The organism is Stenotrophomonas sp. 107298_Sma, assembly GCF_056480345.1.
The window spans coordinates 1,507,237-1,533,527 of record NZ_CM151094.1; the positions used below are offsets into that span (position 1 = coordinate 1,507,237).

Annotated in this window: 19 protein-coding genes and 3 tRNA genes; 11 read left to right on the forward strand and 11 right to left on the reverse strand. The window is 66.9% G+C overall.

Features of this window, described 5'->3' with window-relative positions; translation table 11 throughout:
- The first annotated feature begins 341 nt into the window (after positions 1-341).
- Positions 342-2,033: an asparagine synthase B gene (asnB, locus tag ACZK2G_RS07045; RefSeq protein ID WP_136638653.1), complete on the forward strand. Its 1,692-nt coding sequence runs from the start codon at positions 342-344 to the stop codon at positions 2,031-2,033.
- A 57-nt stretch (positions 2,034-2,090) separates the two neighbouring features.
- On the opposite strand, the gene ACZK2G_RS07050 is transcribed toward asnB, so the two are convergent.
- Positions 2,091-4,418, reverse strand: a complete 2,328-nt coding sequence (locus ACZK2G_RS07050) for a penicillin acylase family protein (RefSeq protein ID WP_478475035.1) — start codon at positions 4,416-4,418, stop codon at positions 2,091-2,093.
- A gap of 123 nt (positions 4,419-4,541) precedes the next feature.
- Here ACZK2G_RS07050 and bfr point away from each other — a divergent pair, with 123 nt between their 5' ends.
- Positions 4,542-5,030: a bacterioferritin gene (bfr, locus tag ACZK2G_RS07055; protein WP_004151115.1), complete on the forward strand. Its 489-nt coding sequence runs from the start codon at positions 4,542-4,544 to the stop codon at positions 5,028-5,030.
- Between the two features lie 339 nt (positions 5,031-5,369).
- Here the strand turns inward: bfr and parC are convergent, their stop codons facing one another.
- Together parC and ACZK2G_RS07065 are read right to left on the reverse strand one after the other, a co-directional pair.
- A complete protein-coding gene (gene parC, locus ACZK2G_RS07060) occupies positions 5,370-7,613 on the reverse strand; it encodes a DNA topoisomerase IV subunit A (RefSeq protein ID WP_046983121.1) in 2,244 nt (747 codons plus the stop codon).
- A 60-nt stretch (positions 7,614-7,673) separates the two neighbouring features.
- Positions 7,674-8,555: a helix-turn-helix domain-containing protein gene (locus ACZK2G_RS07065; RefSeq protein WP_478475037.1), complete on the reverse strand. Its 882-nt coding sequence runs from the start codon at positions 8,553-8,555 to the stop codon at positions 7,674-7,676.
- A 172-nt stretch (positions 8,556-8,727) separates the two neighbouring features.
- Here ACZK2G_RS07065 and emrR point away from each other — a divergent pair, with 172 nt between their 5' ends.
- Genes emrR through emrB form a run of 4 tightly spaced genes read left to right on the forward strand, consistent with a single transcriptional unit; the run spans position 8,728 to position 13,451 of the window.
- Positions 8,728-9,171, forward strand: coding sequence for a multidrug efflux system transcriptional regulator EmrR (gene emrR, locus ACZK2G_RS07070; RefSeq protein ID WP_025877626.1), 444 nt, complete (start codon positions 8,728-8,730; stop codon positions 9,169-9,171).
- Positions 9,168-10,664, forward strand: a complete 1,497-nt coding sequence (gene emrC, locus ACZK2G_RS07075) for a multidrug efflux transporter outer membrane subunit EmrC (RefSeq protein WP_046983119.1) — start codon at positions 9,168-9,170, stop codon at positions 10,662-10,664. The genes emrR and emrC overlap by 4 nt, the downstream gene beginning before the upstream one ends.
- 11 nt (positions 10,665-10,675) lie before the next feature.
- Positions 10,676-11,854, forward strand: coding sequence for a multidrug efflux MFS transporter periplasmic adaptor subunit EmrA (gene emrA, locus ACZK2G_RS07080; RefSeq protein ID WP_046983118.1), 1,179 nt, complete (start codon positions 10,676-10,678; stop codon positions 11,852-11,854).
- Positions 11,855-11,861: 7 nt separating this feature from the next.
- Positions 11,862-13,451, forward strand: coding sequence for a multidrug efflux MFS transporter permease subunit EmrB (emrB, locus tag ACZK2G_RS07085; protein ID WP_046983117.1), 1,590 nt, complete (start codon positions 11,862-11,864; stop codon positions 13,449-13,451).
- A gap of 132 nt (positions 13,452-13,583) precedes the next feature.
- On the opposite strand, the gene ACZK2G_RS07090 is transcribed toward emrB, so the two are convergent.
- The 3 genes from ACZK2G_RS07090 to ACZK2G_RS07100 all read right to left on the reverse strand — a co-directional run bounded on the left by ACZK2G_RS07090 (position 13,584) and on the right by ACZK2G_RS07100 (position 15,228).
- Positions 13,584-13,862: a hypothetical protein gene (locus tag ACZK2G_RS07090; protein WP_032969379.1), complete on the reverse strand. Its 279-nt coding sequence runs from the start codon at positions 13,860-13,862 to the stop codon at positions 13,584-13,586.
- Between the two features lie 329 nt (positions 13,863-14,191).
- Positions 14,192-14,278: transfer RNA gene (locus ACZK2G_RS07095), tRNA-Leu, on the reverse strand.
- Positions 14,279-14,328: 50 nt separating this feature from the next.
- Positions 14,329-15,228 (reverse strand): LysR family transcriptional regulator, encoded by a 900-nt coding sequence (locus ACZK2G_RS07100; protein WP_478475042.1) that lies wholly within the window; start codon positions 15,226-15,228, stop codon positions 14,329-14,331.
- Positions 15,229-15,327: 99 nt separating this feature from the next.
- Here ACZK2G_RS07100 and ACZK2G_RS07105 point away from each other — a divergent pair, with 99 nt between their 5' ends.
- Positions 15,328-16,074: a sulfite exporter TauE/SafE family protein gene (locus tag ACZK2G_RS07105; protein WP_065722395.1), complete on the forward strand. Its 747-nt coding sequence runs from the start codon at positions 15,328-15,330 to the stop codon at positions 16,072-16,074.
- 130 nt (positions 16,075-16,204) lie between these two features.
- Here ACZK2G_RS07105 and ACZK2G_RS07110 read toward each other — a convergent pair.
- Positions 16,205-16,291, reverse strand: a tRNA-Leu gene (locus ACZK2G_RS07110).
- A 182-nt stretch (positions 16,292-16,473) separates the two neighbouring features.
- Positions 16,474-16,558: transfer RNA gene (locus ACZK2G_RS07115), tRNA-Leu, on the reverse strand.
- Between the two features lie 128 nt (positions 16,559-16,686).
- Between ACZK2G_RS07115 and rnr the strand changes: the two genes are divergently transcribed.
- From rnr to rlmB, 3 genes are all read left to right on the forward strand, one after another.
- Positions 16,687-19,146 (forward strand): ribonuclease R, encoded by a 2,460-nt coding sequence (gene rnr / locus ACZK2G_RS07120; protein ID WP_046983114.1) that lies wholly within the window; start codon positions 16,687-16,689, stop codon positions 19,144-19,146.
- Between the two features lie 83 nt (positions 19,147-19,229).
- Positions 19,230-19,724: a GFA family protein gene (locus tag ACZK2G_RS07125; protein WP_046983113.1), complete on the forward strand. Its 495-nt coding sequence runs from the start codon at positions 19,230-19,232 to the stop codon at positions 19,722-19,724.
- 94 nt (positions 19,725-19,818) lie between these two features.
- Entirely contained in the window at positions 19,819-20,562 is a 744-nt protein-coding gene (rlmB, locus tag ACZK2G_RS07130; protein ID WP_012510538.1) for a 23S rRNA (guanosine(2251)-2'-O)-methyltransferase RlmB, read from the forward strand.
- 158 nt (positions 20,563-20,720) lie between these two features.
- Here rlmB and ACZK2G_RS07135 read toward each other — a convergent pair whose 3' ends face one another.
- From ACZK2G_RS07135 to ACZK2G_RS07145, 3 genes are read right to left on the reverse strand one after another with little or no spacing between them, the layout of a single operon-like run.
- Complete coding sequence (locus ACZK2G_RS07135; RefSeq protein WP_046983112.1) at positions 20,721-22,160, reverse strand: TolC family protein; 1,440 nt, start codon at positions 22,158-22,160, stop codon at positions 20,721-20,723.
- Positions 22,157-24,115 carry a MacB family efflux pump subunit gene (locus ACZK2G_RS07140; RefSeq protein ID WP_136638645.1) on the reverse strand — a complete coding sequence of 653 codons (1,959 nt, stop codon included), beginning with the start codon at positions 24,113-24,115 and terminating at the stop codon, positions 22,157-22,159. The genes ACZK2G_RS07135 and ACZK2G_RS07140 overlap by 4 nt, the downstream gene beginning before the upstream one ends.
- Complete coding sequence (locus tag ACZK2G_RS07145) at positions 24,112-25,353, reverse strand: efflux RND transporter periplasmic adaptor subunit (RefSeq protein ID WP_478475046.1); 1,242 nt, start codon at positions 25,351-25,353, stop codon at positions 24,112-24,114. Before ACZK2G_RS07145 ends, ACZK2G_RS07140 begins: the two co-directional genes overlap by 4 nt.
- A 204-nt stretch (positions 25,354-25,557) precedes the next feature.
- Between ACZK2G_RS07145 and ACZK2G_RS07150 the strand changes: the two genes are divergently transcribed.
- Positions 25,558-26,286 carry a response regulator gene (locus tag ACZK2G_RS07150; protein WP_004151313.1) on the forward strand — a complete coding sequence of 243 codons (729 nt, stop codon included), beginning with the start codon at positions 25,558-25,560 and terminating at the stop codon, positions 26,284-26,286.
- The last annotated feature ends 5 nt before the right edge of the window (positions 26,287-26,291 follow it).

Here is a 26,291-nt window from a genome sequence, read left to right on the forward strand (position 1 = left end):
TTCAGGGTGGGCCATTATGCGCTGGCTGGCGCGGTGGCGGTCCTTCCGCGTGGTTGCCGACGCAACTGTTGCGCGGCGCCGAAAACCGGGGTAGGGTCGATGCCATGTCGATCCGCCTGGCCACCGCCGTCAATAACAACAACCGCAATAATCTGCGCGCGAATAATCGTGCGCGGCCGATGCGGGACTGCGCCCTGGGTAGATAGACAGCAACACACGCCCGGACACCAGAAAACCCGCATCAGCCGATGCGGGTTTTTTTGTGCCCGGGCGCAGTCCCCCCGGGCCTGGTTGCCGGTCGAACACCTTCCCCGTGAAATCCCCACAACAGGAGCTCTGCCATGTGTTCGATCTTCGGAATCTTCGGCCTGCAGGCCGGTGACGATCTTCCCGCCCTGCGCCGCCACGCGCTGGAGCTGTCGCAACGCCAGCGTCACCGCGGTCCGGACTGGAGCGGCGTGTACCTCGATGAAGGCGCGCTGCTGGTTCACGAACGGCTGGCCATCGTCGATCCGGCCGGTGGCTCGCAGCCGTTGTTGTCGGCCGATGGGCAGCTGGCGCTGGCGGTCAACGGCGAGATCTACAACCACCAGCAGCTGAAGGCCACGCTGACCACCGCCTACGACTTCCAGACCGGTTCGGACTGTGAGGTGATCAACGCGCTGTACCGTCAGGGCGGTACGCCAGCACAGTGGCTGGAACAGCTCAATGGCATCTTCGCCTTCGCCCTGTGGGATCGCGAGGCCGGACGGGTGCTGGTGGCACGTGACCCGGTGGGCGTGGTGCCGCTGTACTGGGGCCACGATGCACAGGGCCGGCTGCGCGTGGCCTCGGAAATGAAGGCACTGGTCGATACCTGTGCCGACGTCGCGCAGTTCCCGCCGGGCCATTACTTCGACAGCGCCAGCGGTGAGCTGGTGCGCTACTACCAGCAACCGTGGCGCGACTATGCCGACGTGCAGGGCCGCCAGGCCGACCTGGCCGAACTGCGCCAGGCGTTCGAGCATGCGGTGGAACGCCAGCTGATGAGCGACGTTCCGTACGGCGTGCTGTTGTCCGGTGGCCTGGACTCGTCGCTGGTGGCGGCGGTGGCCGCACGCTACGCGCGTCGCCGCATCGAGGATGGTGGACAGACCGAAGCCTGGTGGCCGCGCTTGCATTCGTTCGCGATCGGCCTGAAGGGCTCGCCCGATCTGGCGGCTGCGGCGATCGCTGCCGAGGCACTCGGCACCGTGCATCACGGCTTCGAATACACCTTCGAGGAAGGCCTCGATGCGCTGCCGGAAGTGATCCGCCACATCGAGACCTACGACGTCACCACCATCCGTGCCTCGACGCCGATGTTCCTGCTGGCACGGCGGATCAAGGCGATGGGCGTGAAGATGGTGCTCTCCGGCGAAGGCAGCGACGAGATCTTCGGCGGCTACCTGTACTTCCACAAGGCGCCGGATGCGCGCGAATTCCACGATGAGCTGGTACGCAAGCTTGATGCCCTGCACAACTACGATTGCCTGCGCGCCAACAAGTCGATGATGGCCTGGGGCGTGGAGCCGCGTGTCCCGTTCCTCGACCGCGAATTCCTCGATGTGGCGATGCGCTTCGATGCCGCGCACAAGATGGTCGGTGCCGGCTTCGGTGGCCGCCGCATCGAGAAGGCGGTGCTGCGCGAAGCGTTCGAGGGCTACCTGCCGGACAGCATCCTGTGGCGGCAGAAGGAGCAGTTCAGCGACGGCGTCGGCTATGGCTGGATCGACGGGCTGAAAGCGCATGCCGAAGCGCAGGTGAGCGACCGCGTGCTGTCGGCGGCCGACAAGCGCTTCCCGCACAACCCGCCGCAGACCAAGGAGGCGTACTACTACCGCCACCTGTTCGAACAGTTCTTCCCCAGCCGCGCGGCGGCCGAGACCGTGCCGGGCGGCAAGTCGATTGCCTGTTCGTCGCCGGCGGCGATTGCGTGGGATGCCAGCTTCGCGGCAGCAGCCGATCCTTCCGGCCGCGCGATTGCCGGCGTGCATGAGCAGGCGCTGGCCTGACGCTGCAATGATGGGGTCAGATCCCTTTTCTTTGGAAAAGGGATCTGACCCTGGTCGTCAACGCGCAGGGACCAGCGTCATCACGTGCTGCGCCTTGCCTGGCAGGAACGGGGTCGGTCGGCCATGCACCCAGTCTTCGTGGCCGGCCGCCCAGTACGGCGACAGCGGATGGCCGCTCTGGCCGCCGGGCATGTGCACGATGCCGTCGGCCTCGTGGCCGGGCGAAACCACCATGCGTTCGGAGGCACCGAAGTTCGGCGTCTGCACGCGTGGCATGTCGCGGTCACCGGGCAGGGGATCGGTGGGCATGCACAGCCAGCGTTTGGCGATGTCCGGCAATGCACGCGCGATGGGATGGCAGATCGCCGCGGTGTTGCGCTCGCCCCAGGTGCGCTGGGCCAGTGGGCCTCGCTTGGCCAGCTCGCTCTCGGTGCGGCGAGCTGCATCAAGCAGCAGCGCGTCCCAGCTGTCGAAGGCGGGAGGCAGCAGATTGGCCGGACGCTCTTGCAGCATCGGCCAGGCCACGCCTTCCAGCTGCGCCAGGCGCGGGTCCAGATAGTCATCGCCCAGTGCCGCGTTGGCCGGTGCCAGCAGTGCATCGGACAACGTCTCCATTACCTGTGTACGGAATTCACGCACCACCCGGTAGCTGACCGAGCTGGCCGAAGCGCGGCCGCCCCATTGATGGCTGACCTCCTTCAAACGCTTCAGGGCGGGGTCGTCACTGCGTTCGATGACATCGTGCAGCAGGGCCCACCAGCGCTGCAGGAATACGGCACGATCATCGAGCTGGATCGCCAGCAGGTCGTGCTCGTCGAAGCGCTCCTGGATTGCCAGCAGATCGCGGATCTGCCGCGCCCGGGCACCAAGGTCATAGCCGCCATTGCCGACGCTGGCCAGTGCTTCGCCGTCGAGGACGCGGCCGTTGGCGGTCCACAGGCGATGGTTGGGGGGATCGATCAGTGCCGGCGAGGCATCGCTGCGGATCGGCCACGGCGCGCAATCCTGGTTGCTGGCCGCAGTGAAGCCGGCCGGTGCACAGCCGGGGCCTCGGTCGGGGCGGGCGCCGATCAGGCGCCAGGCGATGCGTCCGCTGCGGTCGCCGACCACCAGGTTCTGCGCGGGGATGCCGGCGCGGTCGGCGAAGTGCAGGGCGCCATCCAGATCGCCGGCGCGGGCCAGGTCACCGAAGTCCAGGCGCACCGCGCCGGGCAGGTGTGCGACCCAGCGCAGGGCGTCGCCGCTGCCATCGGCATGGGTATGCAGGATCGGACCCCAGTCGGTTTCGCGCACCGGGAACACCACGTCGGCCTGGCCGGCCACCGCAATGCGTTCGTCGTGCACGGTCACAGCGGCGCTGGCCGGTTCAGTCCGGTAGTCGGCAGTATCGATGTAGCTGTTGGTGAAGCCCCAAGCGACGTGTCCATTGCTGCCGACGATCACCGCCGGCAGGCCAGGCAGCGAGAAGCCAGTGACGTCGACCTGGCCGCCTGCAGCCTGCGGGTCGGGGTAACGCAGGCGCACCCGGAACCACAGGCCAGGCGCGCGCAGGCCCAGGTGCATGTCGTCAGCCACGATCGCGCGGCCGTCGGCGGTGAGCGCGCCGGCCACCGCGAAGTTGTTGCTGCCGATGACGTCCGCCTCCTCCTGCTCGGTGCCCGGCTTTCCCTTCAATGTGCGCAGATCGAGCTGGCTTGCATCGGGCAGGGCCGCGTTGCCGGTGGCTTCGCCAAACAGCGGTGCATCCCATTCGGTGCCTTCGTGGGCGATCAGCGCGTACAGCGCCGGCGGCACCACCGCGCGGATGCGGCTCAGGGCAAGCTCGGTCTGGTTGCCTGGGTCCTGCAGGTCGGCGTACATGGCCAGTCCGGCCAGCACGCTGTCGCTGGCCTGCCACGGGTGCGGTGACTGCCGCAGCAGCAGGTAGGCCCATGGCCGCACGGAGAGATCAGCCAGGCCTTCATTGACGCCGTCCACATAGGCACGCACGGCCGCGCCGTTGTCGCCCAGCGCGGTATCCAGATGCGCCTCGGTGCGGGCGCGCAGGCGATGCACGCGCATGCGCTTGTCGGCGTCGATGGCTTTCGGCCCGAACAGCGCCGACAGCTCGCCGGCGGCACTGCGGCGCATCAGGTCCATCTCGAAATAGCGCTCCTGCGCATGCACGTGGCCGAGTGCTCGCATCGCGTCGGCCTGGCTGCCGGCAGTGATGGTGACCACGCCCAGCGCATCGCGTTCGACGGTGACCGGCCTGGCCAGCCCAGGCAGTGCATGTTCGCCATCGAGGTCGGCCAGGCTGCCGCGCAGCAGCAGCCACAGGCCCAGTACGGTAACCAGCACGATGGCGATCAGCACGCCCAGCACCCAACGCCATGTACGTCGCATCGCACGTCCTTTCCGAACTCGTGGGCCGATTGTAGCCGCAGGCGCAACTGCGACTGATTCCGATTAGATCACCGTATTTTGAAATGCGGCACCCTATGTCACATCGATTCACAGGAGCCCCCCATGAAAGGCAACCCGGACGTCATCGCCTGCCTGAAGGAACTGCTGCGCGGCGAACTCGCTGCCCGCGACCAGTACTTCATCCATTCCCGCCGCTACGAGGACCAGGGCCTGTTCGCGCTGTACGAACGCCTGAACCACGAGATGGAAGAGGAAACCCAGCACGCCGACGCGCTGCTGCGCCGGATCCTGTTCCTCGGAGGCGACCCGGACATGCGCCCGCATGCCACCGAGCCGGGCAAGACCGTGGAGGAGATGCTGCAGAAGGATCTGGATACTGAATACGCGGTTCGGAACAATCTCGCCGCCGGCATGAAGCTGTGCGAGGAGAAGGGTGACTACGTGAGCCGCGACATGCTGCTGGCGCAGCTGAAGGACACCGAGGAAGACCATGCCTGGTGGCTGGAACAGCAGTTGGGCCTGATCAAGCGCATCGGCCTGGAGCTGTACCAGCTGAGCAAGATCGACGGCAACGGCGCCCCGGCGCACTGAGCCGGCGCCTCGCGCCGACCCGGTAGGGCCGACTGTTAGTCGGCCGCTTTTGCAGGGCAGCCGACCAGCGGTCGGGTCTACCAGAAGCACAGCGTTCTGTCGCCCGCCAGCACCGGAGCACCGCCAGCCAGCTTTCGCCCGCCAGCTGCTCCACCGCCCGCCAGCCGACAACGAAAAAGCCGGGGAATGCCCCGGCTTTTTCGTGTCCGGGGTCAGATCCGTTTTCGACGAAAACGGCTCTGACCCCATTGGGATGGAAAACGCCAACCGAGGTTGGCGTCTACCGGGGCAAGGCGTGTCAACCAAGGTTGACACCCACCATGAGCAGGGCCGCGGCCCTCATTCCACCGACAGCCCTTCCACCTTCTGCCAGCCGCGCGGCAGCAGGTGGCCGCGGGTGGCGCGGGCGCCGAGGTAGGCGTCGAGCTCGTTGAACTTCAGGCCCATCGTGCGCTGCCCACTGCGCACCTGAAGGGTCTGGCCCGGGCTGATCGCCACGATGGCGACCACGCGTTCGGTGGCGAGCTTGGCCTTCGGGATCTCGATGATCTTGTTGCCCTTGCCCTTGTCCAGTTCCGGCAGGTCGTTGGCGGCGATTGCCAGCAGGTTGCCGGAACTGGTCACCGCCACGATGCGGTCGGTGGCGACGTTGGCCACCACCGACGGGGTCAGCACGGTCGAACCGGCTGACAGGTTCAGCATCGCCTTGCCGGCCTTGTTGCGGCCGATCAGGTTCTCGAAGCGGGTGACGAAGCCGTAGCCGTGGGTGGAGGCCAGCACGAAGCGGGTGTCCGGCTCGGCGCTGGCCAGGGTCACGAAGCTGGTGCCCGCGGCCGGCGAGAAGCGTCCGGTGAGCGGTTCACCGTTGCCACGCGCGGAGGGCAGGGTGTGTACCGGCGTCGAGTAGGCGCGACCCTCGCTGTCGAGGAACGCGACCTGCTGGGTGCTGCGTGCACGCACCGCGCCCTGCAGGGCGTCACCATCGCGATAGGACAGGGCGGACGCATCGACGTCGTGGCCCTTGGCGGCACGGATCCAGCCCTTCTCCGAGAGCACGACGGTCATCGGCTCGCTCGGCACCAGTTCGGTCTCGTCGATGGCCTGCGCGGCCTGGCGCTGCACCAGCGGCGAACGGCGTGCGTCGCCGAACTTCCTGGCATCGGCGGTCAGTTCGTCGCGGATCAGCTTCTTCAGCTTGGTCTTGCTGTCGAGGATGCCGAGGATCTTCTCGCGCTCCTTGGCCAGCTCGTCCTGCTCGCCACGGATCTTCATCTCTTCCAGGCGCGCCAGCTGCTTCAGCTTGGTTTCCAGGATGTACTCGGCCTGGTCGTCGGACAGGCCGAAGCGCGCGATCAGCGCCGCCTTCGGTTCGTCCTCGGTCCGGATGATGTGGATCACCTCGTCCAGGTTGAGGAAGGCGACCAGCAGGCCTTCCAACAGGTGCAGGCGGCGCTCGACCTTCTGCAGGCGGTGCTGCAGGCGGCGGGTGACGGTGCTGCTGCGGAACGCCAGCCATTCGCTGAGCAGCATCTTCAGGTTCTTCACCTGCGGACGGCCGTCCAGCCCGATCACGTTGAGGTTGACGCGGTAGCTGCGCTCCATGTCCGTGGTGGCGAACAGGTGGCCCATCAGCTGCTCGGCGTCGACACGGTTGGAACGCGGCACCAGCACCACGCGCACCGGGTTGGCATGGTCGGACTCATCGCGGATGTCCTCCAGCCACGGCAGCTTCTTGGCGCGCATCTGCGCGGCGATCTGCTCGATCACCTTCGACGGCGACACCTGGAACGGCAGCGCGGTGACGACGATGTTGTTGGCTTCCTTGGTGAAGGTCGCACGCGCACGCACGCTGCCGTTGCCGGTCTCGTACATGTTCCGCAGGTCATTGGCCGCGGTGATGATCTCGGCGCTGGAGGGGTAGTCCGGTCCCTGCACGTGCTCGCACAGGTCGCGCACGCTGGCCTCGGGGTTGTCCAGCAGGTGCAGCAGCGCGCTGACGATCTCGTTGAGATTGTGCGGCGGCACGTCGGTGGCCATGCCTACGGCGATGCCGGTGGTGCCGTTCAGCAGCAGGTGCGGCAGCCGCGCCGGCATCCAGGTCGGTTCCTGCAGGGTGCCGTCGAAGTTCGGCGCCCAGTCGGTGGTGCCCTGGCCCAGTTCGCCCAGAAGCACTTCAGCGATCGGGGTCAGCTTGGATTCGGTGTAACGCATCGCCGCGAACGACTTCGGGTCATCGCTGGAACCGAAGTTGCCCTGGCCCTCGATCAGCGGGTAGCGGTACGAGAACGGCTGCGCCATCAGCACCAGCGCCTCGTAGCACGCGCTGTCGCCGTGCGGATGGTACTTACCGATGACGTCACCGACGGTGCGCGCGGACTTCTTCGGCTTGGACGCGGCATTCAGGCCCAGCTCGCTCATCGAATAGATGATGCGGCGCTGTACCGGCTTCAGGCCGTCGCCGATGAACGGCAGGGCACGGTCCAGGACCACGTACATCGAGTAGTCGAGGTAGGCGCGTTCTGCGTACTCGCGCAGCGGCAGTTGTTCGAATCCGTGGAACACGGGGCGGGCAAGATCGGTCATGCGGCGTTGTTACCTATTGTCGGGAGGCGGCGACGGCGGTCGCCGCTCGCAATCCTGTGATTATCCGGATGCGGCCGGGGATGCCAAGCCGCGCGCAGGGTCCAGTCCGGTTTCCAGGCCATGCCCGGCCCGCGCCAGGTAGCGCCCGGGCGGCAAACCGAAGTGGCGGCGGAACACGGTGACGAAGGCGCTGGCGCTGCTGAAGCCCAGCGCGTGGGCGATATCGGCCACGCTGCGGCCGTCGGTCAGCTGGCGCAGCGCCTCGGACAGGCGGGCCTGCTGCCGCCACTGGGCGAAGCTGAGCGTGGTCTCGTCGCGGAAGTGGCGGGTCAGGCTGCGCGGCGACAGACCCGCCCAGTGCGCCCATTCGGCCAGGCTGCGCTCGTCGGACGGGTCGGCCAGCAGCTGCGAGGCGATCTTCAGCAGGCGCCGGTCGTGCGGCATCGGCAGGTGCATGCGCTGGCGCGGTGCGGTGCGGATCTCGTCCAGCAGTACATCGATGATGTGCTGGCGCTCAGGGGTGGTGGCATAGCCCAGCGGCCATTCGCAGATACGGTCGGCCAGCGCCTGCGCCAGCTTGGACAGGCCCAGCACGCAGGGGTCGGAGGGCAGGGTGGCGCAGGCGGGCGCGGCCAGCGCCATGCCCCAGCCACGCAATGGCCCGTCGAGGGTGACCGTATGCGGCTCCAGCGGCGGCATCCAGCCGGCCGAACCCGGCGCCAGCGACCACGTGCCGTGCGAGGTTCGGGTGGTCAACAGGCCGCGCTCGACACAGATCAGCTGTGCGCGCTGATGGTGATGCCAGTCCACTTCACGGACCAGGCCCTGCGGGCTGTCGAAGCGGAAAGCGACAACCGAAGGGCCGTCATTGCGCTCGAACCAGTCCAGTGCGTCATCACGCAGCAGGCGCTTGGGAGGGGGGATTTCTGCCTTGTTCATCATATCCGCTGGCTGAAATGTGTCATCCATTGGCTGAATTGTACTACCGGGCCAGCTGAGCAGGCCATTAAGGTGAGCGCCTTCACTGATCCAGCCCACTGCTGCAACACAGCATTCGATGCCAGATCGAATATTTCCATTGAGAAATATTTTTTTTGGAAGAGAATGCTCCCCCATGATCTGTCCTGCAACCACTCCCCCCAGCTTCGGCCTGCTGCTGCGCCAGGTGCGCGACGGCCTGGTCCGCCAACTCGACGCCTCCATGGCTGAAGAAGACCTCGGCATCGGCTTCACCCACTACATCGGGTTGAAGGTGCTTTCGAACATGGCGCCGTGCACGGCCAATGAACTGGCCCAGGCCATCGACCAGGTGCCCAGTGCGGTGACCCGTCTGCTGGACAAGCTGGAGGCACTGGGCTGCGTACGCCGCGAGCCGCATGCCCAGGACCGGCGTGCGCTGCAGATCGTGCTGACCGATGAAGGCCGCGCGCTGTGGGCGCGGCTGAAGCTGCGTGGCGACGCGGTGATGGATTACGCCCTGCGTGACCTGTCCGCCGACGAACGCACGCAGCTGCTGTCCCTCCTCACCCGAATCCGCGATTCCCTGACGACCCCATGAACCCGATCCCGCATTCCACTCTCCGCCGGTCCGGGCGCGCGCTGTTGGTATCAGCGCTGGCCCTGGCCTTGGCCGCCTGCGCCAGCAGCCGCGGCCTCAACCCGCAGGGCCACGTGCTCGATGTGGACAGCCTGCACAGCGAACGCACCCTGGCCGACACCGATCTGAGCGCCACCGGCTTCCCGGCGCAGGACTGGTGGAAGGCACTGGGCGATGCGCAGCTGGACGCGCTGGTCGCCGAGGGGCTGGCCGGCCACCCGAGCCTGGACGCTGCCGATGCGCGCCTGCGCCAGGCGCAGTCGCAGGTCGGTACCGCGCGTGCCGATCGCCTGCCCAGCCTGTCGGTGTCCGGTGGTTACACCGGTCTGCGCCTGCCCGAGTCGATGGCCGGCAGCGAGATGGGCGGCCATTACGCTGGCAGCAGCCAGGTCGCGTTTGATTTCAGCTATGGCGTGGACCTGTGGGGCGGCAAGCGCGCCGCTTGGGAAGCCGCCGTGGATGGCGCGCATGCCGCCACTGTTGAAGCCCAGGCCGCGCGCCTGAACCTGTCCACCGGCATCACCCAGGCCTATGCCGACCTGGCCTACGCGTGGCAGCTCAACGACGTGGCCGAGGAAGAGCTGACCCGCTCGCAGAAGTCGCTGCAGTTGACCCGCCAGCGCCGCAGTGCCGGCATCGACAGCGATCTGCAGGTGCGCCAGGCCGAGGCCCGCGTGCCGGCCGCGCAGCAGCAGGTGCTGGCCGCACAGCAGCGCATCGACGCCGCCCGCACCGCGCTGGCCGCCCTGGTCGGCAAGGGCCCGGACCGTGGCCTGTCGATCCAGCGTCCGCAGGCGTTGAATCCGATGGCGCTCCAGCTGCCGGGCGTGCTGCCCAGCGAGCTGCTCGGCCGTCGTCCGGACATCGTTGCCGCGCGCTGGCGGGTGGAAGCGGCCGACAAGCAGATCAAGGTCGCCAGGACCAAGTTCTACCCGAGCTTCAACCTGACCGCACTGGCTGGCGTCGTCGCACCGAACGTGGGCGATCTGCTGAAGAGCAGCTCCACCTTCGCCTACATCGGCCCGGCGTTGAGCCTGCCGATCTTCGAAGGCGGCAAGCTGCGCGCCAACCTGGCCAACACCGATGCGCAGTACGACCTGGCGGTTGCCAACTACAACCAGACCGTGCTCGATGCACTGCGCGACGTGGCCGACCAGGTCAACGCGGTGCGCTCACTGGCGCAGCAGTCGAACGCGCAACAGCAGGCGGTGGACACCGCGCGTTCGGCCTTCGACCTGGCCCAGCAGCGCTATCGCGCTGGCATCGGCAGCTACCTGGACGTGCTGACCGCGCAGTCCACCCTGCTGCAGTCACAGCAGCAGCTGGCCGGCCTGCAGTCGCAGCAGGTGCAGACCTCCGTGCGCCTGAGCAAGGCGCTGGGCGGTGGTTTCCAGCCCAGTGATGCCGATCACGCCGCGCCGCTCGCCTCCCATTCCGATTCCTCGCATTCCTGAAGATCCCTGCCATGAGCCAGACCCAAGACACCGCGGCCCCGGCCGCCCCCAACCGCCGCGGCAACCTGCTGCGCGGCCTGTTCGTGATCGTCGTGCTGCTGCTTGCCGCACTGGCGTTGTGGTACTTCATGTTCGGCCGTTGGTTCGAAGAAACCGACGACGCTTACGTGCAGGGCAACCAGGTGCAGATCACCCCGCTGGTGGCCGGTACCGTGGTCGCCATCAACGCTGATGACGGCATGCGCGTGGAGCGCGGCCAGCTGCTGGTGCAGCTGGATCCGTCCGACACCGCAGTAGCGCTGCAGCAGGCCGAAGCCAACCTCGCCAAGACCGTGCGCCAGACCCGTGGCCTGTACCGCAGCGTGGAAGGTGCGCAGGCGGACTTGAACGCCCGCCAGGTCACCCTGAAGCGTGTGCGCGACGACTTCGCCCGCCGCAAGGACCTGGCCACCACCGGTGCCATCTCCAACGAAGAACTGGCGCACGCCCGTGACGAGCTGGCCGCTGCCGAAGCGGCCGTGGCCGGTTCGCGCGAGACCGTCGAGCGCAACCGTGCGCTGGTCGACGACACCGTGATCGCCACCCAGCCGGATGTGCAGGCTGCCGCCGCGCAGCTGCGCCAGGCCTTCCTCAACAACGCCCGCGCTGGCATCGTCGCGCCGGTCACCGGCTACGTCGCCCGTCGTTCGGTGCAGGTCGGCCAGCGCGTGCAGCCGGGCAACGCACTGATGGCGGTGGTGCCGACCGAGCAGATGTGGGTCGAGGCCAACTTCAAGGAAACCCAGCTGCGCCACATGCGCCTGGGCCAGGAAGTGGAGCTGAAGTCGGACCTGTATGCCGGCGACGTGAAGTACAAGGGCCGCATCGACAGCCTGGGCCTGGGTACCGGTTCGGCGTTCTCGCTGCTGCCGGCGCAGAACGCCAGCGGCAACTGGATCAAGATCGTGCAGCGCGTGCCGGTGCGCATCGCCATCGATGCCAAGCAGCTGGCCGAGCACCCGCTGCGCATCGGCCTGTCGATGAAGGCCGAAGTGAGCCTGCGCGACCAGAAGGGTGAAGTGCTGCCGAGCACCCCGGCCAAGGGCACGGTGTTCGACACCGACGTGTATGCCAAGCAGCTGCATGATGCCGACGAGGTGATCCACACGATCATCCAGGGCAACCTGCCGCAGCAGGCGAAGGTGGGCTGAGGTCGCCATGTCCGCACAAGCTCCAGCCGCGCCCGGTGCTCCGGGCGCCCCGGCGGCGTCGGGTGCGGCCTCCGGGTTCCTGCCGCCCAGCGTCGCCCTGTGCACCGTGGGCCTGGCGATGGCGTCGTTCATGCAGGTGCTCGACACCACCATCGCCAACGTCTCGCTGCCCACCATCGCCGGTAATCTCGGTGCCAGTTCGCAGCAGGCGACGTGGGTCATCACCTCGTTCGCGGTCAGCACGGCCATCGCGCTGCCCCTGACCGGCTGGCTCAGCCGCCGCTTCGGCGAACGCAAGCTGTTCGTCTGGGCCACGCTGGCGTTCGTCATCACTTCGCTGCTGTGCGGCCTGGCGCAGAGCATGGGCATGCTGGTGCTGTCGCGCGCGCTGCAGGGCTTCGTGGCCGGCCCGATGTACCCGATCACGCAGTCGCTGCTGGTCTCGATCTATCCCCGCGAAAAACGCGGACAGGCGCTGGCGCTGCTGGCGATGATCACGGTGGTGGCGCCGATCTGCGGCCCGATCCTCGGTGGTTGGATCACCGACAACTACAGCTGGGAATGGATCTTCCTGATCAACGTGCCGCTGGGCATCTTTGCCGCGCTGGTGGTAGGCAACCAGTTGAAGGGGCGCCCGGAGCAGATCGAGAAGCCGAAGATGGACTACGTCGGCCTGGTCACGCTGGTGATCGGCGTCGGTGCGCTGCAGCTGGTACTCGACCTGGGCAATGACGAGGACTGGTTCTCGTCGATGAAGATCGTAGTGCTGGCGTGTGTGGCAGTGGTCACGCTGACGGTGTTCCTGATCTGGGAACTGACCGACAAGGATCCGATCGTCGACCTGAAGCTGTTCCGGCATCGCAACTTCCGCGCCGGTACGCTGGCGATGGTAGTGGCTTACGCGGCGTTCTTCAGCGTGGCCCTGCTGATTCCGCAGTGGCTGCAGCGTGACATGGGCTACACCGCGATCTGGGCGGGCCTGGCGACGGCGCCGATCGGCATCCTGCCGGTGATCATGACCCCGTTCGTGGGCAAGTACGCCTCGCGCTTCGACATGCGCATGCTGGCAACCATCGCCTTCGTGTTCCTGTCGATGACCAGCTTCCTGCGCTCTGGCTTCAACCTGCAGGTGGACTTCCAGCACGTGGCCGGCGTGCAGTTGATCATGGGTATCGGCGTGGCCTTGTTCTTCATGCCGGTGTTGCAGATCCTGCTGTCGGACCTGGATGGCCGCGAGATCGCGGCGGGCTCCGGCCTGGCCACGTTCCTGCGTACGCTGGGCGGCAGCTTCGCGGCATCGTTGACGACGTGGCTGTGGGCGCGCCGTACCCAGGTGCACCATGCGGACCTGACCGAGCACATCTCGGCCTACCAGCCGGGCATGCAGGACCAGGTAGCGGCGATGGGGCAGGGCGACCTGCAGCATGGCGCGGCGGTACTGAACAACATGATCAACCACCAGGCCTCGCAGATGGGCTTCAACGACATCTTCTTCCTGCTGGGCTGGATCTTCCTGGCGATCATCACCTTCCTGTGGCTGGCCAAGCCGCCGTTCGGTGCCGGTGCGGGTGCGGCCTCGGCGGGCGGTGGGCACTGATCTATCATTGTCGATGAAAAACAAAACCCCGCCGGAAGGCGGGGTTTTTGTTTGCGCGTTGCTGTCAACGCCAGGCCATGTCTGTCAGGTGGCGTACCGAAGGACATCCAGGCCAAGCGCATTGGTGCGAGTCTAGCGTGTGCGATATACGCGCTTGAAAACCACGCGATCGCGGAACAGCTGGGCCAGCGCCCACATTCCTGCCACAAGCACGACGCCGCCGCTGACCCAGCCGGCAGTGGCCTGCAGGTGGCTGCCGACGAATGCGCCGCAGACAAGGGCGGCAACAGAAACAACCGCGTACGCTTCCCTGGAAGCGCCATAGTGGACTTCGGCCTGGCATCCCACGCAGACGCTTACGCCGTGGTTGGAGGCAGTGTGGCAGTGGGGGCAGATGATGCTGCGCTGCATGGAGCGTCCTTTGTTGGGGGAAGGCGCGCAGGGGCAGGGCATGGTGGGGTAGCTGCACCCGGCATCCGAGAATCTGCCTGCCGGGGGCGAGGAATCGCGAGTGGATTCCTTCTAGGAGAAGTACGAATTCGAACGAAACGTGGAATGGATCCCGAAAAGGTTGTCGCTCAGGGCGTGATAGCGACGCGCCGGTGGGAGCTCGCACGAGCAGATGGCTGCCAGGGAGGTGCCGGATACGACACACTGAGCGGCAATCGCAATGCATCGCGCATCCCAAACCGCAGGCATGAAAAAACCCGCTTGCGCGGGTTTGATCATTTGCTGAGTCATGGTGCCCAGGAGAGGACTCGAACCTCCACGAAGTTGCCCCCGCTAGCACCTGAAGCTAGTGCGTCTACCAATTCCGCCACCTGGGCGACTCAGGAGAAGAATTCTGCGGCATGGCAGCGGATGTGTCAACACTGTTTCACACTTTTTTTTCTGCTTCGACGCCGAGGTGAAGCAGCAGGCTGCGCATTGGCGGCGAAAGCGCTTTCCAGTGTGGGAAACAGGCGCACAGGCGACGCTGTGCCCACGCATCGGCAAGCGGCACTGCAACGGTATGCGTACTGCACCGATGCTGGCGGGCGATGGAGCGCGGTACGATACCGAGGCCGATGCCGTGGCCGATCATGATGCACACGCCTTCGAAGGTTTTCATGCGGATGCGGACGTCGAGGCGGCGACCAATGTCGCGGGCCTGGTCTTCGATGTAGGTCTGCAGTGCGTTGCCGTCGGCCAGCGCGACGAAGGTCTCGCCCGCCACGTCCGCGAACGCCAGCGTGCGCTGCGGGGCGAAGCGGTGATCGGCCGGCAGCAGCAGCATCAGCGGATCTTCGGCAACCACGTGCTGCTGCAGTCCGTCAGCGTCGACCGCGTCGCTGATGATGCCGGCCTCGGCCTGGCCGGCACTGATCGCGCGTACAACCTCAGGGCTGGTGCGTTCCAGCAGTTCTACATGCAGTCGCGGCCGTTCGGCCAGCCAGGGGGCCAGCCGTGACGGCAGGTAGTTGGTCAGTGCGGCGGTATTGGCGTACAGGTGCAGGGTGCCGCGCGCGCCATGGGCGAACGCCTGCATTTCGCCGCGCAGCTGCGCCTGCTGCTGCACGATCAACCGCGCATGGTGGGCGAGGGCGGCACCGGCTTCAGTGAGGCTGACCCCGCGCGGGTGCCGGGTCAGCAGGGCTGTGCCGGCGTCGGCTTCGATGGCGCGCAGGCGTTCGCTGGCAGAGCCCAGTGCCAGGTTTGCCTGTGATGCACCGGCCGTGATGCTGCCCGCTTCGGCGATGGCCAGGAACAGGCGCAGGTCGGCGATGTCCATCCGCATGTGTTGTCCTCCTCGTGACACCAGAGCCTTCGGTTCAACCGAAGGCAGGGTCGGGAAGACCGCATTGTGCGCCGATGGCCTGCCCGATCCAATGACGGCATGAACGAAACGACGTACTTCTATTTTCTGCTGGTGGCGGTGTTCGTGCTGGCGGGCGTGGTCAAGGGTGTGACCGGCATGGGCCTTCCGACGGTGGCGATGGGCCTGCTGGGCAGCGCGCTGTCGCCGGTGGCGGCGGCCTCGATGCTGTTCATTCCCACCTTTGTCACCAACGCGTGGCAGTTGTTGTCGGGCCCGTCGCTCGGGCCCATCGTGCGGCGGCTGTGGCCGATGATGCTGGCCGTGGTGGTGGTGACGCTGGGTTCGGCCGCGCTGCTGGTACGGGTGGATCGCACCTGGTCGCGCGTGGCGTTGGGCATGGCGCTGGTGATCTATGCCGCGTACGCGCTGTTTGCACCGGTGTTCCGCGTGCCAGAACGGCGCGAACGCTGGCTGGGGCCGCTGGTGGGTGCACTGTCCGGCATGGTGACTGGTGCGACCGGCGTGTTCGTGATGCCGGCGGTGCCGTACCTGCAATCGCTGGGGCTGCAGCGCGAAGAGCTGGTGCAGGCGCTCGGGCTGGCGTTCACTGTGTCGACGATTTCACTGACGACAGGTCTGGTGCTGCATGGCGCGTTCGGTATCCAGCAGCTGGGCCTGAGCGCGTTGGCGGTGGTGCCGGCACTGCTGGGCATGTGGCTGGGGCAGGTGATCCGGCAGCGGATCAGCGCACGCGTGTTCCGCGCGTGTTTCCTCGGGTTCCTGCTGCTGCTCGGGCTGGAGCTGGTGCTGCGGCCGTTGTTTTGATGGAGGTCGCCGCGCATGGCCCGGCGAACACCGCGATCCGCCTTTGTAGAGTTGAGCAAGCTTGACTCTACGCGCCCCGAATCACAGACAAGAAAAAACCCGCTTGCGCGGGTTGTTTTCTTTCTCGACATGGTGCCCAGAAGAGGACTCGAACCTCCACGAAGTTGCCCCCGCTAGCACCTGAAGCTAGTGCGTCTACCAATTCCGCCATCTGGGCGTCGAGGAGGAGAATTATGGGGTGTTGTTACGGGGGTGTCAACACTTCTGGATGAATCCCGCGATGGATTCTGGCGATGGGGCCAGAGCCTTTTCTTCGCAGGAAGGGATCCGCCCCGGTGCCGGGGTCAGAGCCGGATTCCAGGCAAAAAAAATCCCCGCCGAAGCGAGGAGTTTTTTCGTTGGTGCCCAGGAGAGGACTCGAACCTCCACGGTTTTACCCGCTAGTACCTGAAACTAGTGCGTCTACCAATTCCGCCACCTGGGCGTTCCAGAGGCGCAATTGTGAAGATGAATTGGCAGCCTGTCAACGACTTCCCTCAAATTTCTCATGCAGGTTCTTCAAAAGGCGCGCTGACCCGTTCTGCACGCCATCAACGGCTACCATGTAGGGCGATGACTACCAAAAAACCAAGCAAGGGCGGGACCACGTCCCGCAGCCAGGCCCCGAAGAAGGGCGCCAAGGCGGGCGCAGCCCGCACCACCAAGCCGGGCAAGCCGCTGCCGGGCTGGCTCCCGGAACTGGCCGATGGTGGCGCTCCGCCACGTGGCCGCAGGATCCGCAGCACTGAGGCGCCGGGCCCGGCCCCGGGCCGCAAGCTGCCGCCGACCGGCAAAGTGATCGACGATCCCTATGCCGCCCGCGAAGCAGAGAAATACGAACAACCCATCGCCAGTCGCGAAGCCATCCTGGCCCTGCTCGAGCGTTGCGAAGGACCGCAGACTGCCGAGGAGCTGGGTGCACGCCTGGGCCTGGGCGCGCCTGACCGTGCCGAGGCGCTGTCGCGCCGCCTCGGCGCCATGGTCCGTGACGGCCAGCTGGTGCAGAACCGCCGCGGCGGCTTCGCGCCGATCCAGACCCTCAACCTGGTCACTGGTGTGGTGATCGCCAACCCGGAAGGGTTCGGCTTCCTGCGCCCGGTCGAGGGCGGCGACGACTTGTTCCTGCCGCCGTATGAAATGCGCAAGGTGATGCACGGCGACAAGGTGCTCGCCCGCGTCACCGGCATCGACCACCGTGGCCGTCGCGAGGGCAGCATCGCCCGCGTGCTGGAACGTGGCATGACCCGCCTGATCGGTCGCTTCAGCATCGAGATGGGCATCAATTACGTGGTGCCCGATGACAAGCGCATCCAGCGCAACGTGCAGGTACCGCCGGACCAGACCGGTGGCGCGCGCGACGGCCAGCTGGTGGTCTGTGAACTGACCCAGGCTCCGGACAGCCGGCGCCCGCCGATCGGTCGCATCATCGCGGTGCTCGGCGACAAGCTGACCGCCTCGCTGGTGGTGGAGACCGCCATCCACGGCCATGAACTGCCGTTCGAGTTCCCGCAGGAGGTGCTGGACGAAGCCGCATCGGTGCCGCTGGTGGTGGAACCGGCGATGATCGGCGACCGCGTCGACCTGCGCAGCACGCCGCTGGTCACCATCGATGGCGAGGACGCCAAGGATTTCGACGACGCGGTGTACTGCGAGCCGAACGCCGATGGCTTCCGCCTGGTGGTGGCCATTGCCGATGTCTCCAACTACGTGCGTCCCGGCACGCCGCTGGACGAGGAGGCACAGAAGCGTGCGACCTCGGTGTACTTCCCGGGCTTCGTGGTGCCGATGCTGCCGGAGACCCTGTCCAATGGCATCTGCTCGCTGATGCCCAAGGTCGATCGCATGTGCTTCGTCTGCGACATGCAGATCGACCGTGATGGCGTGGTTTCCCACTCGCGCTTCTACGAAGCGGTGATGAATTCGCACGCACGCCTGACCTACACCCAGGTCTGGCAGGCGGTGGGCGAGGACGATGCCGGCGCGAAGGCGTTCATCGGCGACCTGCTGCCGCAGGTGCAGCGCCTGCACCAGCTGTACAAGGTGCTGGCCAAGGCGCGCGCCAAGCGTGGCGCCATCGAGTTCGAGAGCAGCGAAGTACGCTTCGTTCTGGACAACCGAGGCGAAGTGACCCAGGCCGGCATGCTGGTGCGCAACGACGCACACAAGCTGATCGAGGAATGCATGATCGCGGCCAACGTGGAGGCAGCGAAGTACCTGCTGTCGCGCCATGTGCCGGCCCCGTACCGTGTGCATGAGAAGCCGCCGGAGACCAAGTACGCCGACCTGCTGGAGTTCCTGAAGGAATTCAAGCTGAGCCTTCCGCCGTGGTCGAAGGTGCGCCCGGGCGATTACACCAAGCTGCTGAAGAAGATCCGCGATCGCCCCGATGCAACGCTGCTGGAGTCGGTGCTGCTGCGCAGCCAGAGCCTGGCCGTGTACAGCCCGGACAACAACGGTCATTTCGGCCTGGCACTGGAGGCGTACGCGCACTTCACCTCGCCGATCCGCCGCTATCCCGACCTGCTGGTGCATCGCGCGATCAAGCACGCGTTGTCCGGCAAGCCGCTGGACAAGTTCACCTACAACGCGCGCGAGATGGCGGCGTTGGCGCTGCAGTGTTCCGAGCGCGAGCGTCGTGCCGACGAGGCCGAACGCGAAGTCGACGAACGCTACCGCGCGGCGTGGATGGAAAAGCACGTGGGTGGCCAGTTCGATGGCGTGATCAGTGGCGTGACCAGCTTCGGTCTGTTCGTTGAGCTGGCCGATTCGAAGGTGCAGGGCCTGGTCCACGTGACCCAGTTGCCGCAGGACTATTACAAGTTCGATGCGACCCGCAAGACGCTGACCGGTGAGCGCCGTGGCAGCAGCTACCGGTTGGGTGACCAGGTACGCATTCTGGTGCTGAAGGCCAGCATGGAGGAACGCAAGATCGACTTCCGCCTGGTCGAGCACAAGGGCGAGGAAGAAGGTGACGGCCTGCCGCCGCTGCCCGAGCGTGGCAAGCCGACCAAGCGCACGAAAAAGAAGTATTGAAAGGTGTGCCGACCAACGGTCGGCACCTACCTCACCTGGTAGGTGCCAACCTTGGTTGGCACGACGTTACGGAGGAACCCACCATGCAGGGCCAACCCGAATACAGCGGCGGCTGCCAGTGTGGCGCGATCCGCTTCCAGGCGCGCGGTGAACTGACCGACAGTTCGATCTGCCATTGCCGGATGTGCCAGAAGGCGTTTGGTGCCTACTACGCGCCGCTGGTCTCGGTGCGCGGCGTGCAGTTCAGCTGGACCCGCGGGCAGCCGCGCTATTTCCAGTCTTCCAACGTGGTGCGGCGTGGCTTCTGCGCCGACTGCGGTACCCCGTTGACCTATGAAGCCCCCGACGGCGTGGCCGTGGCCGCTGGTGCCTTTGACCAACCCGAACGCCTGCCGCCGACGATCCAGTACGGGGTGGAGCGCAAGCTGGGGTTCGTCGACAGCCTGTCCAGCCTGCCGGCGCGGCGCACGGAGGAGGACATCGCGGCCTTGGAATTCCTGGCCACGATCGTGTCCCACCAGCACCCCGACCACGACACCCCGCACTGGCCGCCACGCAGCCGCTCCGCCGAAGGCTGAGCGGCGGGTAGCGCCGGGCCGTGCCCGGCGAGCGCGCAGCGCGGTCGGCGCCGATGCTCTACCATAGCCACCCCCTATCCGGTTCGGCCCCCGCATGAGCAAGAACAGCCAGTGGATCGTCGGCGTCAACGCCGTCGCCTCCTCCATCGAGAACGACGCCGAGAACGTCCGCGAAGTGCTGGTCGAGGCCGGTGCAAAGAACCCGCGGCTGACCGAGATCGAGGAAAACGCCCGCCGCAAGGGCATCGACGTGCGCAAGGTCAACAGCCAGGCGCTGGACGGCGTGGGCGGTTCGGTACGCCACCAGGGCGTGGCCGCACGCTATGCCGCGGCCCGCACCTACAGTGAGAACGAGCTGGAAGGCCTGGTCACGGCCGCCGAAGGCAAGGCCCTGCTGCTGGTGCTGGACGAGGTGCAGGACCCGCACAATCTCGGCGCGTGCCTGCGTTCGGCTGCCGCGGCCGGCGCCACCGCGGTGATCATTCCCAAGGACAAGTCGGCCTCGGTGAATGCCACGGTGCGCAAGACCTCGGCCGGTGCCGCCGACCTCATTCCGGTGGTGGCGGTGACCAACCTGTCGCGCTGCCTGAAGGACCTGCAGAAGCAGGGTGTGTGGATCTACGGCCTGGCCGGTGAAGCCACCGCCTCGTTGTACCAGCTGGACCTGAAGGGCAATATCGCCCTGGTGTTGGGCGGCGAAGCCGACGGCCTGCGCCGCCTGACCCGCGAGAACTGCGATGGCCTGGTCAAGATCCCGATGCCGGGCGAGATCGAGAGCCTGAACGTTTCCGTCGCCGCCGGCGTCAGCCTGTTCGAGGCCGTGCGCCAGCGCGGTTGATCGGCTTTCCGGTAGCGCCGGGCCATGCCCGGCGGATTGCTTCGCCGGGCATGGCCCGGCGCTACCGGCGATCCGATTCACGCATGCGTGGATCGGCCGTGTCGACCAAGGTCGACACCTACCGGTAGTCGCCAACCTTGGTTGGCGCTCCCGCCGCCTTACCCCGCGCTGCCGCCCAGTGCCTTGAACAACGTCACGTCGTTGTTCAGCTGGCCCTGGCGCACACGCGCCAGCGACAGCTCGGCGTCGCGCCGGGTCTGCTGTGCTTCCAGCCAGGTGCGCAGGTCGGTGGCGCCCACGCGGTAGCGCACTTCCTGCGCGCGTTCAACTTCCACCGCTTCGTCGTACGAGGCCTGCGAGGCGGCGACCTGGCGGACCAGCTGCTCGCGTGCCGAGAGTGCGTTGTCCACTTCAGAGAGCGCGGTGTACAGCGTCTTGCGGAAATTGGTTGCAGCAATCTGGTACGTGGTGCCGGCGATATCGGTATCCAGCTGTGCGCGCTGCAGGTTGAGGAACGGCAGCGACAGGCCGGCGCCCAGGGTGGCCACCGGGTTGCGCAGCACGTCACCCAGCGAGGTCGCACTGGAGCCAAGGCTGCCAGTGAGGCTCAGCGCCGGGTAGTACTGGGTGGCAGTGACCTTGATGGTCTTCAGGCTGTTGCGCAGCCGCAGTTCGGCCGCGCGCAGGTCGGGACGGCGGCCAAGCAGGTCGGTCGGCAGGCCCTCGGCAATGCTTGGGCTGCGAGCGCCGAGCAGGTCCTGCGGTTCGTCCTGCTGCGGCCACGGCGTGCCGTCCAGCAGGACCGTCAGCGCATTGCGCACTTCCACACGCTGCTGTTCCAGTGCGCTCTGCGAGGCCCGCTGCGACTGCAGGTTCTGCAGCGCCTGGCGCACTTCCAGGCGCGACACCGCACCGGCGTCGAAGCGTGCCTGCACCAGTTCCCGGGTACGCTCCAGCCGCTCCAGGTTGGCCTGGCCGGTGGCGATCGACTGGTTGAGATAGGCCAGCGTCCAGTACTGGGTGATGCTGTCGCCGATTACCAGCAGCGCGGTGTTCTGGCGGTCTTCCTCACTGGCCTCGGCTTCCCAGCGGGCAATGTCGCGCTGGGTGCGCAGGCGGCCCCACAGGTCGACCTCCCAGCCCAGCGACACGCCGGTGGAATAACTGCGGCGCCAGTCGTCTGTCTGGTCGGTGGCGCGGCTGGCGCTGCCGCTTACGCCCGAGGACGAGGGCTGCGGCCACAGCGCGTTGCTGGCCAGGCCGGCCTGCAGGCGCGAACGCTGGACGGCCAGACCGGCAGCGGCCAGGTCGCTGTTGGCGGCCAGCGCCTGTGCCACCAGGCGGTCCAGGCGCTCATCGCCGAAGCCGGTCCACCAGGTGTCCTGGCGGATGTCGCGGCCGGGGGTATCCAGGCTGCTGCGTGGCTCATCGGCCGGTGCGTTGAGGCTGGCATCGCCACGCCCATAGGCAGCCGCCACGCTGGGGTCTGCCACCGGATAGCGGCCCATCGATGCGCAGCCGGACAGGGCGAGCAGTACGGCGCCCGCCAGCAGCAGGCGCGAGGGAGCAGGGAAGGGAAGTGGGGTCATCATCTTCATTCGCGGGCCAGGGCCTCCACCGGGTCGAGCTGCGCGGCATTGCGCGCGGGCAGGAAGCCGAACGCCACGCCGATCAGGGTCGAGCAGGCGAACGCGGCCACGATCGAGGCGGTGGAGAACAGCACCTGGAAGTCGCTGGCGAAACGGCCGATCATCGAGCCCAGCAGCAGGGCCAGGCCGATACCGAGCAGGCCACCGAGCAGGCACACCAGCACCGCTTCAATCAGGAACTGCTGGCGGATATCACTCTGCCGTGCACCGACGGCCATGCGCACGCCGATCTCGCGGGTACGTTCGGTCACCGACACCAGCATGATGTTCATCACGCCGATGCCGCCCACCAGCAGCGCGATGGCAGCGATGGCGCCGATCAGCAGGGTCATCGTGCGCGTGGTCTGCTCGATGGTCTGGCGGATCTCGGCGCTGTTGCTGAGGAAGAAGTCCTCGGTGCCATGGCGCATCGTCAACAGGCGGGTGATCGCTTCCTGCGCCGCATCCATCGGCGTGGCGTCGTCCACGCGCACGGTGATGCTGGACACGTGGCTCTGGCCGAGCATGCGCGACATCACCGTGGTGTAGGGCAGCCACACGCTCAGGCTGGTGCTGCCGCCGAACCCGAAGCTCTGGCGCTTGGCCACGCCGACCACGCGCGCCGGCACGTTACCGAGCAGGATCACCTGGCCGATCGGGTCGACATCGGGGAAGAACTGGGTCTGGGTGTTCTCGTCGATCACTGCGACCTGGCCGAGGCCCTTCACCGCGTCGCTGTCGAAGAAGCTGCCACTGAGCAGGGTCACACCCTTGACCCGGAAGAACTGCTCGCCAACGCCGCTGACCTGGGCGGTGGAGGACTGGTTGCGGTAGCGCGCGGTGACCGAGGTCGATACGCTGGGCGTGGAGCTGTCGACGTAGCTCTGCCGGGCCAGCGCATCGGCATCACTGGCCTTGAGCGTCTGCACGCGGGCCGAGCGCATGTCGCCGAACCCGCGGCCGGGGTAGACGTCGATGGTATTGGTACCCAGCGCACTGATGTTCTGCAGGATCTGCTGCTGCGAACCGTTGCCCAGCGCCACCACCGAGACCACCGAGGCGATGCCGATGATGATGCCGAGCATGGTCAGGAAAGTGCGCAGGCGGTGTGCGTTCATCGCCAGCAGCGCCATGCGGAACGCTTCGGTGAAGCGGTCGCGGGCGGCGCGCCAGCTGTTGCCGCGGGCCACGCCGGTGCTGGCCTCGCGCTGCGCCCGGTAGGTCGGCGCGTTCGGGTTGGCGCGGTCGGCAATGATCTCGCCGTCGCGGATCTCGATGATGCGCTGCGCGTGCTCGGCCACGCTCATGTCATGGGTGACGATGATGATGGTGTGGCCTTCGGCGTGCAGCTCGCCGAGGATCGCCATCACTTCCTCGCCCGATTTCGTGTCGAGCGCACCGGTCGGTTCGTCGGCCAGGATCACCTCGCCGCCGTTCATCAGGGCGCGCGCGATCGACACGCGCTGCTGCTGGCCACCGGACAGCTGGCCCGGCTTGTGATGCATGCGGTCACTCAGGCCCAACCGCTGCAGCAGCTGCTCGGCACGCGCGTTGCGCACCGGGCCGGGGCTGCCGGCATACACAGCCGGAACCTCCACGTTGCCACGCGCATCGAGGTCGCCCAGCAGGTGATAGCGCTGGAAGATGAAGCCGAAATGCTCGCGGCGCAGTTCGGCCAGCTCGTCCGGTTCCATCTTCCCGGTTTCGCGGCCGGCCACCTGGTAGCTGCCACGAGTGGGGCGGTCGAGGCAGCCGAGGATGTTCATCAGCGTCGACTTGCCCGAGCCGGATTGGCCGACAATGGCCACCATCTCACCGGCGTGGATGTCGAGATTGACGTCACGCAGCACGGCGATCACATCGTCGCCGGCCGGGAATTCGCGTCGCAGGTCGCGCAGGCGCAGCAGCGGCGCCATCGTGCTCATCGGCGCCCCATGCCCGGGCCGCCGCCCCGCATCTGCATGCCGCCGCGGTTGCCACCGCTGGCGCTGGCACCGGCCGCCCCGGCTTCGCCGACCACCACGCGCTCGCCTTCCTTCAATCCGGACAGGATCTCGGCCGAGGCGCCGTTGTTGATGCCGACGGTGACCTTGCGCGGCTGCGGCTGGCCGTTGCCATCCAGCACCCGCACCATGCGCTCGTCGCCACGACGCTTCGGCCCCAGTGCAACCGCCGGCACCATCAGTACGCCCTTGGCCTGCTTCAACAGCACCGAGACCTGCGCAGTCATGTCGATGCGCAGGGTGCCATCCGGATTCTCCACGTCGAACAGTGCGTTGTAGTAGACCGCGCTGCTGGAACTGGAACTGGACGAGCTGCTGGAACTGGACGAACTCTCGTTGGCGATCGAGGCCGGCGCCGGATTGATCTGGCGCAGCGTGGCGTGGTACTTGCGGTCCGGATCGCCCAGCGTGGTGAAGTACACCGGCATGCCGGCCTTGATCTTGACCACGTCGGCTTCGGAGATTTCGGCATTGACGGTGACCACGTCCAGCCGCGCCAGCATGACGATGGTCGGTGCGGTCTGGTTGGCGTTCACGGTGCGGCCTTCCTCGGCCACCACCGCCACCACGGTGCCATCCATCGGCGCAGTGATGCGGGTGTAGGCCAGGTTGGCGCGGGCGGTGCCCAGCTCGGTCTCGCGGCCCTTGATCTGTGCCTCGTAGGACTGCAGCTGGGCACGTGCGGTCTTCAGCTGTGCTTCGGCGGCATCGTATTCCTGGCGCGAGGTGGCCTCGGCGGCCAGCATCTGCTGCTGGCGCGCGAATTCCAGTTCGGCCTGGCGCAGGGTGGCCTGCTGCACGGCGCGCTGGGCGGTGACCTGGTCCAGCGAGGCCTGCGCATTGAGCACCTGGTTCTGCTGGGTGGTGGCGTCGATCTCGGCGATCAGGTCGCCTTCCTTCACGGTATCGCCCAGCTGCACCTTCAGCGATTTGATCTGGCCCGACGCCTGCGCACCGACGCTGACCAGCTTGTAGGCGTCGATCACGCCGGTGGCCTCCACCGTCTGCTCGATGTCACCACGGCTGACCGGGGTGGCGGCGACCGCCGGGGCGGCGGGCTTGCGCAGCAGCCGCCAGGCGGCCACGGCGACGATCAGGGCGAGCAGGGCGATCAGTATCAGGCGACCCCGGCGGGTCGCAGGCAACAGGCGGAACGTCACGTCGTGGCTTCACTCTCGGGGCCGCGGTGGCGGCGTTGGGGGGCATTGTGAAGACCGGGCGATGGACGGCTCAATCCTCAGGGTATGTCTCTATGTAACACTGTCGGTGAATACGCGTAACCACAGGTATCCCGCCCATGGCTGGATACACTGGTACGCATTGCCCCGGATGCGGTTCAGCTGCCGACACGGGATGATCGCGACATGGAGACTGAAAACCCGATGCATCGACTGCTGATCGTCGACGACGACAACGACATCCGCACCCTGCTGGCCGAGCAGCTCGGCCGTGCCGGCTACCAGGTGAGCACCGCGGCCGATGGCACCGCCATGCGGCAGCTGCTGGACCGTGAGCATGTGGACCTGATCGTGCTCGACCTCAACCTGCCCCGCGAAGATGGCCTGACCCTGTGCCGCGACCTGCGCGCGCGTTCGAACACGCCGGTGATCATGCTGACCGCACGCGCCGAGCCGATCGATCGCGTGCTGGGCCTGGAAATGGGCGCCGACGACTACCTGGCCAAGCCGTTCGAACCACGCGAGCTGCTGGCGCGGATCCGCAACGTGCTGCGCCGGACCGAGGCGCTGCCGGCCAACCTTGAGCCGCTGGCGGTGCGCCGCGCGCGCTTCTCGCGCTGGGTGTTCGACCTGGAACATCGTCACCTGGTGGACCCGGATGACCGCGTGGTGGTGCTGTCCGGCGCCGAATTCCGCCTGCTGCGGGTGTTCATCGCGCATGCCAACAAGGTGCTGTCGCGCGAGCAGCTGGTCGCGCTCAGCAGTGGCCGCAACTACGAGGCGCAGGACCGTGCGATCGACCTGCAGGTCAGCCGCCTGCGCAACAAGCTCGGTGACGACGGCGGCCCGGACGGGCTGATCAAGACCGTGCGCAACGAAGGCTACGTGCTGGCCTCGGCCGTCAACCTGGAATAAGCCGC

Excerpts from the sequence above, each read along its gene's own strand:
- asnB (WP_136638653.1), top strand. The coding sequence starts at position 342 with ATGTGTTCGATCTTCGGAATCTTCGGCCTGCAGGCCGGTGACGATCTT.
- ACZK2G_RS07050 (WP_478475035.1), bottom strand. The coding sequence starts at position 4,418 with ATGCGACGTACATGGCGTTGGGTGCTGGGCGTGCTGATCGCCATCGTG.
- bfr (WP_004151115.1), top strand. The coding sequence starts at position 4,542 with ATGAAAGGCAACCCGGACGTCATCGCCTGCCTGAAGGAACTGCTGCGC.
- parC (WP_046983121.1), bottom strand. The coding sequence starts at position 7,613 with ATGACCGATCTTGCCCGCCCCGTGTTCCACGGATTCGAACAACTGCCG.
- ACZK2G_RS07065 (WP_478475037.1), bottom strand. The coding sequence starts at position 8,555 with ATGATGAACAAGGCAGAAATCCCCCCTCCCAAGCGCCTGCTGCGTGAT.
- emrR (WP_025877626.1), top strand. The coding sequence starts at position 8,728 with ATGATCTGTCCTGCAACCACTCCCCCCAGCTTCGGCCTGCTGCTGCGC.
- emrC (WP_046983119.1), top strand. The coding sequence starts at position 9,168 with ATGAACCCGATCCCGCATTCCACTCTCCGCCGGTCCGGGCGCGCGCTG.
- emrA (WP_046983118.1), top strand. The coding sequence starts at position 10,676 with ATGAGCCAGACCCAAGACACCGCGGCCCCGGCCGCCCCCAACCGCCGC.
- emrB (WP_046983117.1), top strand. The coding sequence starts at position 11,862 with ATGTCCGCACAAGCTCCAGCCGCGCCCGGTGCTCCGGGCGCCCCGGCG.
- ACZK2G_RS07090 (WP_032969379.1), bottom strand. The coding sequence starts at position 13,862 with ATGCAGCGCAGCATCATCTGCCCCCACTGCCACACTGCCTCCAACCAC.
- ACZK2G_RS07100 (WP_478475042.1), bottom strand. The coding sequence starts at position 15,228 with ATGCGGATGGACATCGCCGACCTGCGCCTGTTCCTGGCCATCGCCGAA.
- ACZK2G_RS07105 (WP_065722395.1), top strand. The coding sequence starts at position 15,328 with ATGAACGAAACGACGTACTTCTATTTTCTGCTGGTGGCGGTGTTCGTG.
- rnr (WP_046983114.1), top strand. The coding sequence starts at position 16,687 with ATGACTACCAAAAAACCAAGCAAGGGCGGGACCACGTCCCGCAGCCAG.
- ACZK2G_RS07125 (WP_046983113.1), top strand. The coding sequence starts at position 19,230 with ATGCAGGGCCAACCCGAATACAGCGGCGGCTGCCAGTGTGGCGCGATC.
- rlmB (WP_012510538.1), top strand. The coding sequence starts at position 19,819 with ATGAGCAAGAACAGCCAGTGGATCGTCGGCGTCAACGCCGTCGCCTCC.
- ACZK2G_RS07135 (WP_046983112.1), bottom strand. The coding sequence starts at position 22,160 with ATGAAGATGATGACCCCACTTCCCTTCCCTGCTCCCTCGCGCCTGCTG.
- ACZK2G_RS07140 (WP_136638645.1), bottom strand. The coding sequence starts at position 24,115 with ATGAGCACGATGGCGCCGCTGCTGCGCCTGCGCGACCTGCGACGCGAA.
- ACZK2G_RS07150 (WP_004151313.1), top strand. The coding sequence starts at position 25,558 with ATGGAGACTGAAAACCCGATGCATCGACTGCTGATCGTCGACGACGAC.